The 14,762-nt window shown below is 43.0% G+C and carries 7 protein-coding genes; all 7 read left to right on the forward strand.

The window, feature by feature from the left end; all coding sequences use genetic code 11:
- Positions 1 to 129 precede the first annotated feature (129 nt).
- The 7 genes from NLX82_RS15615 to NLX82_RS15645 all read left to right on the forward strand — a co-directional run bounded on the left by NLX82_RS15615 (position 130) and on the right by NLX82_RS15645 (position 14,361).
- A complete protein-coding gene (locus NLX82_RS15615; protein WP_068938917.1) occupies positions 130 to 2,145 on the forward strand; it encodes a DUF5693 family protein in 2,016 nt (671 codons plus the stop codon).
- On the forward strand, positions 2,121 to 3,257 hold the full coding sequence (gene csaB, locus NLX82_RS15620) for a polysaccharide pyruvyl transferase CsaB (RefSeq protein ID WP_254348501.1): 1,137 nt from the start codon (positions 2,121 to 2,123) through the stop codon (positions 3,255 to 3,257). Before NLX82_RS15615 ends, csaB begins: the two co-directional genes overlap by 25 nt.
- 8 nt (positions 3,258 to 3,265) lie before the next feature.
- Entirely contained in the window at positions 3,266 to 4,027 is a 762-nt protein-coding gene (locus tag NLX82_RS15625; RefSeq protein ID WP_025724242.1) for a WecB/TagA/CpsF family glycosyltransferase, read from the forward strand.
- A 137-nt stretch (positions 4,028 to 4,164) separates the two neighbouring features.
- Positions 4,165 to 5,295, forward strand: coding sequence for a glycosyltransferase family 4 protein (locus tag NLX82_RS15630; protein ID WP_013312307.1), 1,131 nt, complete (start codon positions 4,165 to 4,167; stop codon positions 5,293 to 5,295).
- A 190-nt stretch (positions 5,296 to 5,485) separates the two neighbouring features.
- Positions 5,486 to 9,505 carry an S-layer homology domain-containing protein gene (locus NLX82_RS15635; protein ID WP_254348503.1) on the forward strand — a complete coding sequence of 1,340 codons (4,020 nt, stop codon included), beginning with the start codon at positions 5,486 to 5,488 and terminating at the stop codon, positions 9,503 to 9,505.
- Between the two features lie 352 nt (positions 9,506 to 9,857).
- Entirely contained in the window at positions 9,858 to 12,995 is a 3,138-nt protein-coding gene (locus tag NLX82_RS15640) for an efflux RND transporter permease subunit (RefSeq protein WP_053326259.1), read from the forward strand.
- 19 nt (positions 12,996 to 13,014) lie between these two features.
- Complete coding sequence (locus NLX82_RS15645) at positions 13,015 to 14,361, forward strand: efflux RND transporter periplasmic adaptor subunit (protein WP_053326258.1); 1,347 nt, start codon at positions 13,015 to 13,017, stop codon at positions 14,359 to 14,361.
- Positions 14,362 to 14,762: the final 401 nt, after the last annotated feature.

The following is a 14,762-nucleotide window of genomic DNA, read 5'->3' on the forward strand; positions in this document are numbered from 1 at the left end:
GGGAAAATAGCCTTATTCCGGCAACGGAGGATTTTGCAAAATTCAATGAGTGACCTACCAAAAGGCTGAGTACGGCAAGGTGGGCAGCATTGAATTTTGCAAAATCCCGAATATTAAGGAGGTTCTTTGGTGTATCAGAAATGGCAGTATTGGAATGCGGCTTCTCGAAAATGGTTATGGATTTTGGTGGCTGTCGGCTTGCTGGCTTCCATTCCGGTCATCGCCGATCGTGTGAAGACAGAATCCTCGAGTAAAAAAGTAGAGATTGTATTCGATTATCGGGATTTGACGGAGGCAGCCTCGTATCAGGCTCACCCGCAGGACTATCTGAATGAGCAACTTGACCGCTTACAGCAAGCGGGTGTGAACAGCATGGCTATGTATGAAAGTACGTTGGATGATTTCCGTAAAGCGGGTCGCGTCGTAACCTATACGACTCAGAACGTTGCCGATATGGAAAAACGGCTTTCACCTGCAAATGAGAATTTTACGTATATTGTTTTCGCTGATAAAGAAAATGCCGAGGCATTAAAGCCGTTAATTTTACGTACGTTTACAAGCCTGGACATCAATGTAAAACCTTGGACTTATCAGGGACAGGAAGGGTTAGTTGTGGAAACATCTCCAGAGGATGCGTATCTCAAGCCCATGCAGCCTGACCCGATTGCGATGAAGCAGCTTCGGAGCAAAGGATTTTTTATTGTTCCACGGATGAGCGACAGTCTTCCTTACAACCAGGAGTTGACGGAAGAGATGCTTGCTTCCTTTCAGCAGAATGGTGTAAAACGCATTTTGTTTGAAGGTGATTCAGTCAAAGGCTTCACTGATAACGAGAAAGAGCATAGCTTGGCGGCATTTGCTAAATTGCTGAACAAATACGATATTGGCCTAGCTGCTATCGAAAACTTAAAAAAACCGCAAGCAGGCTTCAATAAGCTCGCTTACGATATCCACTATAACGTTGTGCGTTTATACTCATTGAGCGATAAAGATTCAACGCTCGATGTGGAAACGTTGGCCGATCGTTTTGCATTGGCTACCAAGGATCGTAATATTCGCATGTTGTATCTGAATACCGCGCCTAGCCGTAGTATTGCTGAAGCCAAGGTGAAGGATTCGGTAGATAACCTAATCCACAGCTTGGACAAGCCGGGTAACGCTGTACAACGGATGGAGAAAAAGGGGTTTGAACTTGGACAGGCTGAACCGTTCCAAGTCGTCGATTCGTCCATTCAGCGCTATCTGAAAATGATTGTCGTACTGGGTGCACTGGCATTCTTCTCCATTATGGTGTCCTATTTCGTCCCGGCATTGACTTTGCTGGCATTTTCACTCGGTTTGGTAGGTTCAGCAGGACTTTATGTTTTGAACTCCAGCTTGATGGAGCAAGGTCTAGCCCTACTCGCGGCGATTAGCGGACCTACGGTTGCAATGATTATCGCCGTGCGTACGATTAGAATTAAACGTGAACAGGGGTCCGAACTTTCTGTAGGTCAGCGTTTGATTCAAACGCTTATACTGTACGTACAGACAGCGATTTTGTCGCTGGCTGCAGTGCCTTTTGTTATTGCTCTGTTGAATAGTATTGCTTACAGCCTTGTGCTGAACCAATTTAGAGGTGTAAGCTTGCTTCACATTCTGCCGATCTTCTTAGCAGCGATATATATTTTCTTTTATCGTGGTGTTTCTATACGGGAGGAAATTTCCAAGCTGCTACGTACGCCGATTACTGTATTGTGGGTGATCGCACTGGCTGTTATCGCAGCCGCAGGCTATTACTATTTGACTCGTACCGGAAATGCGGGTACGGTGTCGAACACGGAGCTGGTTTTCCGGAACTTCCTTGAAAATGCGTTTGGTGTACGTCCGCGCAATAAGGAATTTTTGATGGCTCACCCACTGTTTATTGCAGGGGCGTTCCTGGCTTTGAAATATCGCAAAGCAATCTATTTACTGATTATAGCTGCTATTGGCCAAGCCTCTATGGTGGATACCTTTGCTCACATTCACTCTCCAGCGGCACTGTCGCTTAGTCGCGGGCTGTTAGGATTGGGCTTCGGTCTGGTGCTGGGAATCATCGCAATTGTCGTGTGGCAAGTGCTGGAAGGGTGTTGGAAGAAATGGTCACCACAGCTCAAACGATAATCATCTCGGGTTATTACGGCTTTCGCAATAGTGGAGATGAGGCGGTGCTCAAGTCGATTTTGACAGCTTTAGAGGAGGAGAGTCGTCAGGCGGGGATTACAATCAAGCCTGTTGTTCTGTCTTCTGACCCCGCCTGGACACAGAAAATGTACGGGGTAGAAGCTGTAGAGCGGATGAGTCTGGGGGAAGTTCGTAGAGCGATTAAAAACAGCGATGGGCTAATAAGTGGCGGCGGGAGTTTGCTCCAGGATGCAACAAGCCCTAAAAGCATTCCGTATTATCTGGCGATTCTGAAACTGGCCCAATGGGCTGGAAAGCCGACGTTTGTATATGCTCAGGGCATTGGTCCGGTACAACGGAAGATATTTTATCCTATGATCCGTTCTGTGTTTCAGCGCTGTGAATATGTTTCTGTAAGAGATGAGCAGTCTGCCGCACTGCTGGGTACTATGAAACTGAAGCGCCCGGTTGTCGAAGTTGTTCCTGATCCGGTAATGGGGCTTCCATTGCCCCCGGGTTCCGAGCTGCATAAAGCAGCATTTGAGACTGCTATGGATAAACTTCCGATCGTTGGCGTATCTGTACGTTACTGGGATAAAGAACGTCGCGATTTAACGGCTATTGCGGACGGCTTAAAAAGATTAGCTGCTGAGCGCCGTGTACACTTACGCTTTTTACCTTTCCATCTGCCTGATGACGAGCAGGCTTCAAGGATGGTAATGGATTTGTTGGGGGATATTAGGGGGACGGGGAGCCTTGTCAGCATGTGTGATCAAGTCACCGATCCTCAACAGATGCTTTTGGAAGTCAGCCGTTGCAGTTTGATGATCGGGATGCGATTACACAGCTTGATCTATGCAGCATCCCACCAGGTGCCTCCGTTGGGGATATCCTACGATCCTAAAATTGACCATTTCCTCAGCCGTGTCGGTAGCCAGCCTGTAGGCACTACAGAGGCACTGGATGGACAAAAACTGGCTAATGAGTCTATGCGGTTGCTAGATCATCGAAGTCAATGGATCGAGAGCCAGGGAGCGGCCATTGCTTTGTTAAAAAGTGAGGCTCGCTTACCGGCACAGCATATCGTTAATTACTTGTGTCGCAAAGGATGATGGATACAGTGACAGTTGATAAGGTTACGAATGTGCCTACCGTCCCGATTTTCGGTGTTCCGGTATCAAGGCTTAATATGAAAGATACATTAAATGTATTAGTTCAAGCAGTGGAGTCTCGCCAGCCCCATCAAGTGATCACTGCCAATCCGATTATGGTAATGGCTGCATTGGAAGATCCAGTGTACATGAACGTGATGAAACAGGCAGAGTTGATTGTTCCGGATGGGACTGGCGTGGTCTGGGCTGCAAACTATGTAGGACATCCTGTACCTGAGCGGGTAGCGGGCTTTGACTTGTTACATGAATTACTTGCAGCTGGAGAAAACTATCATTGGAAGGTTTATTTACTGGGATCAACATCTGAGGTGATTCAAGCGACCGCAAAGCGGGTACATGAGCTTTATCCCGCAATTACGGTTTGTGGCAAGCGTGATGGTTTTTTTGGACCTAAAGAGGATGAAGCCGTGATTGCAGCCATTCGTGAAGCAAATCCTGATTTGTTGTTTGTAGCACGTGGAGCGGACACGCAGGAACCCTGGATTGGTAAATATAAGGAACAGCTGGGTGTACCGGTGATGATGGGGGTTGGCGGTAGCTTCGATGTTATATCAGGCAGAACCAAACGCGCACCTAAATTGTTTCAAAAGCTACGGGCTGAATGGTTATATAGACTCCTCAAAGAGCCAAGCCGTTACAAAAGAATGCTTGCGCTGCCGAAATTCGCCGCGAAAGTGATGCGCGAAAAAGAAAACGTCACAAAAGTGTGATAAATAGCTTGAATCTGCCTACAAAACCCGCTAATTTGCCAGAATATGAAGCTTGGTATTTATTTTTGATCAGAGTATAATTCAATGCGGTTACATCTGAAAAGGGATTGCTTTAAAATTGGGGGTCGAATGATCAAATGTTATTGATCTATATTATTGGGTTCATCATGGCACTGGGACTTGCGCTGTTACTGACACCGCTCGTCAAGAAATTCGCTGTGAAGGTTGGAGCCGTCGATGTACCGAATGCCCGAAAAGTACATACCCGAATTATGCCGCGTCTTGGCGGACTGGGGATTTTCTTGGCATTTCTGTTGTCCTTATTGGCGGTGTTACCTTTTGTGCCTGACGGAATGCTGTCCTCTCGGGATATTAACTTTATCGCAGCCTTTCTGATTGGTGGTACGCTGATTACACTGATTGGTGCTCTCGATGATCGTTTTGATCTCAATGCAAAATTGAAATTTTTGGCTCAAATTGCCGTTGCGTGTATGGTCGTGTTTGCTTTTGATATTCGTGTAGATTTTGTAAATGTACCTTTTCAGGATGCATACTCATCTTTGGAAAGCTGGATTTCCATTCCGCTTACGATTTTTTGGATCGTAGGTGTAACGAATGCCATCAATTTGATTGACGGTCTGGATGGACTGGCTGCAGGTGTCTCAGGAATTGCGATTGGAACTATCTTTGTGATGTCGGTATTGATGGGCAATTACATGGTAGCTATGCTTTGTCTTGTGCTGCTGGGCAGCATTATCGGATTTTTATTTTTCAACTTTCATCCTGCGAAAATATTCATGGGTGATACAGGGTCATTATTTTTAGGTTTCTGTCTGGCCATGCTATCCATGCTTGGTTTCAAGCAAATTGCTATCGTATCTTTTATTACGCCATTGATTATTATCGGTGTACCTTTGTCAGATACATTCTTTGCTATCATTCGTCGCAAGTTGCAGAAAAAACCGATTTTCTCTCCGGATAAAGGTCATTTGCATCACTGCTTACGCGAACTAGGTTTCAGTCACAGACAGACGGTGTTGATTATCTACGGTATTGCTGCATTTTTCGGTGTATTGGCCGTGATTCAATCGTCTGCTGCGCTTAATGAAGCGAACTGGGTCACCTTTGTCGTGATTTGTATTATGATGTTCTTCCTACAGATCGGTGCAGAGGTTATTGGTCTTGTTGGCAAGACCAAACGCCCAGTTATTAACACACTGATTCGGTTGCTGGCTAAGCCAGATTCCCAAACACGTTCGAAATTATAATTTTAATTTAAAAGTAAGCCTTCAAGCTTGGCGGTATACCGCGGGTTTGAAGGCTTTTTTGATGTTTGCTGTAAAAAAACTCCCTCCTTTTTTGAGAATTTACTAATTTTTTGTATGTTTACTACCGATAAAAAAAGTATTGAATGATTACGTACCCCAAGGTGCGACAGAATCAAAGGAGGACAATGATTTGAAACGATTGCTATCCATGTTGCTGACGGTTGGTCTCATCATTGGCTTGGTGCCGGCGGCCCTGGTAGGTACGGCTCATGCTGCGACGGGAACTTATTTTATTTTTCCAAGTGAAAAATATGATGTGGATTCGGCTAGAATGGTAAACACTGACCGAGTTACAGTTAACGGTACGATTAACGGAGTGAACGGAAGTACTATATCTTATAGTGTATTCCAACTCTCTAAAAATGGAACAAACCTTAACGTAGTTAATAAGAACGAGAGTCAAAAAGGCGGAATTACGGTCAGTGGCTCTACGCTTAAAGTTACAGACATTAAACTGTTTCCTGGTTTGAACCGGATTACATTTCAAAGTAGCCAAAATTCGGCTGATATGAAGGACTCCATTTACATTGAGTATCAGGATGGACCTAAGCTTTATGATCTATCTGCTACGCTGAATGGTGCAACCGAGCAGTTGCTAGAGAATCAGACAGCGGTGCTGACAGACGCACGCAATAGCGGTACGGATGATGTAAAAGTAGTCATTCAAGGTACGGCTCCTAATGCTGACAGTGTAACGCTCACGTCTGCAAAAAGCAGTAATACGTACACAGTTAACTCTTATACCGCATATAAATTAACAGGTAGTGTTGTACTGAGTCCGGGTAAAAATATAGTGACTATTAAAGTGAATAACGGAACTCAGGCTCTTACAGTTACACGTGAAATTACGATTTATACGGGTAAACCGGAATTCTCTGATTTGACCTTGAACAAGGATGGGAATGTTTCTGCCGATCTGACCACTTCGCCTGACTTTACTGTATCGTCTACAAGTGGTGTGGTTTTAAAAGGTAACGTTTTGGTACCAGCTGGTGCGACCGATCCAGGAGTAGCCACAATCAATGCACGTTTTACCGATGTGAGTAACAATGGTAGTGCTGTGGGTAGTGCGACTGGGGTTGATGCCACAATTGATACTGCAAATATAGTTACATCAAATGGCTATAAAGTATATCCATTTCAGGTGACTGTACCTTCGGAAGCTGTACTTGATCATTTGACCAGGGCATCCCTGGGCATAACTTATACGGATAGCAGTACACCTCCAGCTCCATCGGCTGTCCAATTTACATTGCGCAGTAGCACTCAGCCGTATATTGATGATGTTAACTATCTTCCTGATTTTAATACTCAATTGTTGAACAGAATTAATGGAAGCGGGTCTGATCAGGCAGCTGCTCTAGATGAAGCTATGAAATTAACAGGTAGCTCTATGAAGAACAAGACTACAGATGCAGCATCTGTACCTGTAGGTATGGAGTTTATCGTTGTTAATGGCGCACCTTCTTCAATTAGTGAGCTTTCCGGAGTATCGGTTCATACTGTAGGGTCTCCTCAAGATGTAATTCGTACAATCAATGGTAAGTCAACGCAAGTGAAGAAAATTGTTGCTTATGTAGACACTTTGCCTAAAGAAGGACAAAATGTACTGAATTTTTATCTGAATGGTGACTCTACCAAGTTAATTAAAGCAACGGTGAATCTGTTGCAGGGTCCGTTCATGAAATACGACACGATTTATGATGGGCAACAAATTCCGTTGAATACATCCAGCTCAAACTTGAATACCTATAAATTGACTCAGCTGGGCTACTTTAAAGGTAAATTGCTTGATGTGAGCAACGCAGCAGATATTCATTACACTGGAAGTAACCGAAATGTATTCCTGTATGTTAATAATGTATTGGTTGATCTGGATGGTTCAGGAGCGGACTTCAAGCTTGCTGCTTCCTCAGAGACAGCCGCAGCCAATGCCTTGGCGAACGGGAATAATGAAATCAAGTTTGTATACAAGCCAGGTATTGAGTATAGCAATACGGTAAAAGTAAACTTTACACAGACGAATATTCCAGTAATTCCTGTTCCAAACACACAAGGAATCATCCCTTTTACACCAGTTAGCGGCTTGAGCAATACGCCGAAATACAGCGAAATTGCTCCGAAATCAAAAGATGCTAATTTCACCAAAGTGGATGACACTAACTACAACACATCTCTGAAAAATATCAATGTATTTGGTACTTTCAGTATTGCTGATTTGGGTAAAGCAGATCAGGTAAGTGGTTCGTTAAGTGATATTGCTAATAAAGATCAATATATTTTGGAGATTAAGGGATCGGATGACAGTGAAGTCAACTGGACGCTGAGTAACGAGTTTTTCTCAGCAGAAGATGCTAAGACAACATACAATTCCGGTTCTACTACAGATAAATTTACAAATAAAGATTTAAAAGACCTGCTTGTGTACTACCATCCGGACAAAAAGTATTTCAGCTTTGTGTTGAAAAACCAAACTATTTCGCAAGATGGAACACCAGTAGCTTATAACATTACCTTGTACAATAGCGGCAAGAGCGGACCATTTGCTACTTTCCGACTGCAAGTATCCGGTCAATCCACATCTTTTGATATTTTGCGTCCGCTCCCTGAAAAGAGAATCGTGAATCAAAACTTTGTGCAAGTTGTTGTAAACGCAGGTAATGCAGATAGTGTTACGGTAGGTAAAGAAACAGCAGTTCAAGAGGGATTCGACTCTGATTATGATGGTACCATTGATTATCCATCTACTTACAAAGCCATCGTTACAGGTCTAAAAGCCAACAAAGATAATAAAATTGACGTAGTGGTTACTGTAGGTAAAGAAAAATTGAAACAGACCATTACTGTTAAATATGTGCCTACTAATATTCCTGGTGAGCAGTACATGGAAGCGATGAAAACATCGCACAAAGTGTTCGATGGCAATCTTACACTTGCTTTTGCAAAGGGAACGAGTCTGATTCGTCGGGATTACGATCAACCGCAACAGTTCAAAAACCAGGTTTTCTCTGGTCACACTTTGTACTTTGCGATAGCAAATAGCGAAGATGGTGTGGTCGATCGTCATGAATTTGAAACCGAAAAAGCATTGTCGGATATGCAGAGCTTGATTGCAGATGGAAGTAGATACTTTAACAGAGAATTCCCAAATCGTTTTACCAAGTCAAGTCCAGTATTCTGGATTGACCCAGGTACAGCAGATGACATTAAAACAGATGATTACGATCCGGTAACTTATGGTGCCGATCCTTATCAATTGGCTAACAAGTCGCAAAATGACAGTAGCAAGATTAAAAACTTCTACTGGCGTGATCCTTCTAATGAATTAGTACCATCCAAGCGTGCAACATTAACTTTGACGTATGATAACAGTATCGCTCAGGATGCAGGGAAACAAATGACGGTGTTCTATTTTGATTCTGATCTTAAAGATTGGCAGAACATTGGTGGTGTGGTGGATCCGAAAAAACATACCATTAAGGTACCGTTTGATCGTTTCGGTTACTATGTAGTTGCTAAAGTTGGAGAAACGTATAGTGATGTCATTAAGCATAAATACGCCAGAGATTACATCGAAGCCATCTTGGCTAAAGGTGTTATGAACCCAATGGATCCGATTAATAGCTTTGGACCAGACAGCTACATTAAAAGAGGCGAATTTACGTCTATGATCGTCAAAGGTCTGCAAATTCCGCTTAATTTCAGCGGAGCGAAGCATTTCGACGACGTGTCTATTCCAAATACGATATCAGCAGATGCGCTCTATGATTATCGTTATATTGAAACAGCTGCACGCGCCGGTATTGTCAAAGGTTCGCAACCAAGAATCTTTATGCCGGAAGATGTAATCACACGCCAAGATGCAGCAGTCATTATTGCCAAGGCATTGAATTTGAAGCTGGAAACAGATCATGACAAGATCATGAAGAACCTGTCTAAGACCTTTAAAGATGCGGACAAGATTGATTACTATGCGCAAGCATCTATATTGGCTATTGCCAAAAAAGGCTTTATCACAGGGTCACCTGTGGATGCAAGCGATCTGAAAAAGGGATATATGTTTAATCCTACTTCCTTGACCTTGCGCGGAGATGCAGCGATTATTGTAGCTAAAGTTATGGCTGACAAAAAGCTGCTTCCTAAAATCTAATCAACAAAACACCTGAAATTACTAAACATCCCTCCATGCGAAATGGTAATTCCCTTTCATATACATGAGAGGGATGTTTTTTATAAATCAGCTATTTGACTGGGATTAAGGGCCTATGCCATAATATCAATGAGATAAAAACTGTGGATTAGCCTTACAACGTTTTTTATTTTGGATTTGGCTTAAATGTCTGTAATTAATTGCTTTTTTTTAAGCTTTTATCTCAAAATGTGTTTATTATTTTTTTATATGTTTTTTTTGCACATTTATCTGAAACTTTACGCCTATTTCATCGTAGTAGAGGATGTGTGTGTTTTAATATTACATAGAGAAGTGAGTGGGGAGTGATGAGATGTCTCAGTTTTCAATACGCCGTCCTGTAACAGTATTTATGTTAATTATTGCTTTGTTAATCGGGGGCGGTATTTTTGCGTTAAGACTTCCTGTAGAGCAAATGCCGGATATGAAGCTGCCATTCGCTGCAGTGGTGACTAGTATTCCAAATGCAACGCCTACAGAAGTTGAGGAATTGGTTACTAAACCTATTGAGAAAAGTCTGGCTTCTATTGAGAACGTGGACACAATCATGTCCGAGTCTTCAGAAGGAACATCTATGGTCATGATTCAATTTAACTGGGGAGTAGATATCAATCAAGCAACCCTCGACATGCGAGATAAAGTTGATGGGGTTAAAGGGTCTCTTCCCAAGGCGGCTAATTCGCCGCGTGTCCTTAAGGTGGATCTCAACGCAACGCCGGTTATTACGCTCTCTCTTACAGGAGACCAGGATATTAACAAGTTGAAGCCTATTGCTGAAGATATTATTGAGCCGCGGCTTGAAAGAATTGCGGGAGTAGCTGCAGCCAACATGTCAGGTGGGCAAGCTCGGCTTGTGAAGATTACTGTAGACCAAGCCAAACTTCAAAGCTATGGCATTACGCTAGATCAAATCAGCCAAGCGCTATCGTCTAATAACGTAGCGGGTTCTGCTGGTTCGGTGTACCGAGGTAATACAGAAATCCAACTTCGGGTTCAAGGTGAATACAAAGCTGTTTCAGAAATGGGTGAAACGCCAATTCCAGTAGGGAAGGGAAGCATTAAGCTAAAGGACATCGCGACAGTTGAAGATTCCTTGGATGATGTTACAACCATTTCTACCTATAACGGAAAGCCAAGTATCAATATTTCTGTTACTAAAGCCACAGGGGGGAATACCCTTTCAATCGCCGATTCTGTAAAGGATAGTTTAGATTCGATACGGAAGGAATTGCCTCCGGGAACTCAATTGGAGATGGTAACAGATGCATCCAAACCGATTAGCGACTCCGTACACTCACTAGTAGAGCATGCTATATTGGGACTTATTATCGCAGCTATTGTGTTGCTGTTATTTTTGAATAGTATACGTTCTACCATTATTGCTACTATCGTTATTCCAATTTCCTTCGTAGCTACGTTTATGATGATGTATTTCACCGGACAAACCATTAATATTATCTCACTGAGCGGTTTGCTTCTGGGGTTAGGATCCTTTGTCGATTTTGCGGTTGTTATTATTGAGAATATTTTTAGACAGCGACATGAAGGGAAAAGCATGCTACAAGGGGCTATTGATGGCTCCAAGCAGGTGGGTAATGCCGTTATGGCATCTGCACTTGCGCAGATCGTAGTATTTTTACCAGTTGTTTTTGTTGACGGAATTGCGGGAGTTCTATTTAAACCGTTGGCGTTAACAGTTATTTTCTCTCACATTGCAGCCTTGCTTGTATCCCTTATGATTGTGCCGATGCTGGGATCACGTTGGCTACCTACCGTGCCAGATGAATCCATTTATTCTTCAGGTACTTATAAGGGTGTTAACCCTATTGTGTGGTTTAATATTGGTTTCGAGAAATTTAAGAGTGGGTATCGCCGTATACTGAAGTGGGGAATTAACCATAGAAAATCTGTGTTAATTATTACTTTATTAATGTTTGTGGCAGCTGGGGCTCTAGTTCCTTTCGTTAAGGCTGAATTTATCCCAGCATCCGATACTGGGGAATTCACAATTAATGTGAAACTTCCTAATGGAACGGTCTTGGAAGAAACGGAAAAGGTTGTTCAAGATATAGAAAAAGAAATTTTGAAAGTTCCGGATCTAGATAAAATGACAGTGACTGTTGGTTCTGGTGGCAATTCTGGTTATTCAGGGGCAGCTCCAACCAACTCAGCAGATCTAAGTGTAACACTGAAGGATGGACATCAGGCAACAGATGTTATAGTTGATGGCCTTCGTAAAAAATTTGATAGCATTCCAGATGCAGAGATTACAATGGCGTCTACAACAGGCCTTTCAAGCGGAGCGGCTGTTAATATTAACTTAAAAGGTGACGATATTGACGTCCTGAGAGAACTCTCGGACAATCTCGTTGCGGACGTAAAAAACATACCGGGTACGGTCAATGTGAAAAGTACCTTGAGTGCTGTTCGCGAAGAATATGAGATTACCGTTAATCGTGAACTTGCAAGTCGATATGGCTTATCAGCGACCCAAATCTTATCTGCAGTGAATACTTCTTTTAATGGATCAGTCGCCACAAGCTATCGTACAGGTGAAGATCAGATTGATGTGAAGATATCGTTGCCAGAGAAAAACCGCCATGATTTGTCAAATCTAAAAGCCTTACGGATCACCACTTCGCAAGGTATTGATGTACCTTTGTCTTCCGTAGTAAGTATTGATAAACGGACTGTACCCGATACTGTTACTCGTGAAGACCAAACGCGTCAAGTGCAGATTACAGCTGATATTGATGGAACAGGGGATATTCTTACTATTAATCAAAAAATAGATGCTCTATTGAAGACTACTCACTTCCCAGAGGGCTACAGTGCAGATACGGGTGGCGGCCAAAATGAACAAATGATGGAGTCTTTCATGAACTTAGCGATAGCTATTTTGCTATCTGTCGTGCTCATTTATATGGTTATGGCAGGACAGTTCGAATCGTTGCTCACACCGTTTGTTATTATGTTTTCCGTTCCACCTACGGTAATTGGTGTGCTTATCGGTTTAGCTGTAACCGGGGCGAGTCTCAGCGTTTCAGCTTTGACAGGTTACATCATGCTCGTCGGTTTGGTCGTCAACAATGCCATTGTTATGATTGACTTTATAATTCAGCTCCGAAAAGACGGCCAAGATCGGGATGAAGCTATTATTCATGGAGCGTCTGAGCGGTTGCGTCCGATTTTGATGACCACGCTGGCTACGGTACTAGCTTTGCTCCCAATGGCATTCGCTACAGGCAGTGGTAACGAGACACAAGCACCGATGGCAGTTGTTGTTGTATTCGGGTTATCCTTCGCAGCTGTTATTACATTGATTCTTATTCCGGTAGTCTACGTCATCATGGATAATATGATAGAAAAACGTAAGAATCGGAAATTAAAAAGACAAGCAAAGAGAGAACAAAAAAAAGAAGCGAAACTACAAAAAAGTGTTCATATATAAGGTGAGGTGGAGAAACATAATGAATAAAAAAAGTGCTCTGATTGCTACAACTTTGCTTTTATCAGTTGCATTAGCGGGTTGCGGTGGGGGGGAGGCCCCTGCCGCACCAACTACGGCGCAGCAAGCCATTCCGGTCCAAGTGGCAAAAGTGACCAAAGGTAGTATTAACGATTCAACAGGTATTATTGGAAGCTTTGCTCCTAAAGAGACGGCTCAGGTGTCTCCGAAAATTAGTGGCAAAATTCAAAGCATTAACCTTACAGTGGGGCAAAAAGTAAATAAGGGCGACACATTGTTTACTATAGACCAAAAGGACTTGCGGGACTCGATTAAGCAATCCCAGGAATCGTACCAGGTTGCCCTGGCCAATTTAAAGCAGGCAGAGTCAGGTGCAGCGCAATCGGTGCAGCAGGCAGAATCCAGCGTGGATCAAGCCAAAAGTGCGCTTGTCCAGCAAGACAACACGATCACTCAAGCTCAGACCAGTCTGGTAGATGCTCAGAGTTCTGTGCGTGATGCTCAAAATACGCTTAATCGCAACCAACAGCTGTTTAGTGCGGGTGCTCTTTCTCAATCCGAGTTAGAGCAGTCTCAAATAGCGCATAGAAGGGCTGTAACTGCGGTGGAGAATGCACAGATCACACTTCATAATGCGCAAACGTCTAAGGAAAGTGCGCAAACAACATATAATAATGCTCAAAAATCATTACGTCTTGCACAACAGAAAACGGGCATTGACGTAGCTCGTGCTTCTGTCAATCAGGCTAAGTCCAGTTTAGACACAGCTCGTAGTCAATTAGTGGATACTGTAGTCAAAGCTCCGATTTCCGGCACGATATCGGTAGTAACAGGAACCCAAGGGCAAATGGTTAGTGCACAATCTGCGGTTGCTACAATAGCGAATACCAATCCTATTATTGCCAAAGTTAACGTTTCTGAATCTGAGCTTCTTAAGTTGCGGGTGGGTTCATCTGTGACTGTAGGTGTGGACTCCTTAGACAAGCGAATTGAGGCCAGAGTATCGGCCGTCAATCCGGTAATGGATAATGATCTCAAGGCATATCCTGTCGAGATTTCAGTCCCTAATGGTTCTGGCGAATTAAAATCAGGGATGGTTGTAACTGTATACATGAAATCAGAAGCTCCTAAAAACATTTTGGTATCGCAGGATGCCATTACGGAGCAGGCAGGGAAGAAGTATGCTTATGTAGTGGAGGGAACTGTTGCTAAGCGGGTAGAAGTGCAGACAGGCCAGGAAAGTGCCAAACAGGTTGAGGTAACCAAGGGGCTTGCTGAAGGGGAAAATGTTGTCGTTAAGGGCGTTAGTCTGCTTACGGATGGCGCGAAGATTAATGTAGTGAAGTAATTTGTCTCGGTTATATATACTGTAAATCACTGTTACTCCGTCATTCCTACTACTTAAAGTGTATTAGAGTATTAGATTTCAAGAGAATCTATAGACTTTATGTACTTTATATATTCTATGGATAATTCTTAACGAATATACTCCATTAAAGACCGACTCAGATGTACGGAAATAATCCTTGTACATTTAAGGTTGATAAGGTAAAAGTTGTAGGATGACGGAGGAACAGGTTCAATAGTATAATTATGACTGTGGAAAGCGGAATACATAATCAAAAAAATAAAAAAATTTTTTTGAAACAGGCGCAACTTTCTGAACCCATGCTACGTCTAATTGGGTGAGTATGAAACAAAGGGGTACAAAAGCGTAAAGACAAAATTCGCTAAAAAAAATCTTTACTG

It is taken from the genome of Paenibacillus sp. A3M_27_13 (assembly GCF_024213315.1).
In the GTDB taxonomy this organism is placed as follows: domain Bacteria; phylum Bacillota; class Bacilli; order Paenibacillales; family Paenibacillaceae; genus Paenibacillus; species Paenibacillus polymyxa_B.

Bases quoted from the DNA above. Each gene is read 5' to 3' on its own strand.
- NLX82_RS15640 (WP_053326259.1), top strand. From the start codon at position 9,858: ATGTCTCAGTTTTCAATACGCCGTCCTGTAACAGTATTTATGTTAATT.
- NLX82_RS15630 (WP_013312307.1), top strand. From the start codon at position 4,165: ATGTTATTGATCTATATTATTGGGTTCATCATGGCACTGGGACTTGCG.
- NLX82_RS15645 (WP_053326258.1), top strand. From the start codon at position 13,015: ATGAATAAAAAAAGTGCTCTGATTGCTACAACTTTGCTTTTATCAGTT.
- csaB (WP_254348501.1), top strand. From the start codon at position 2,121: ATGGTCACCACAGCTCAAACGATAATCATCTCGGGTTATTACGGCTTT.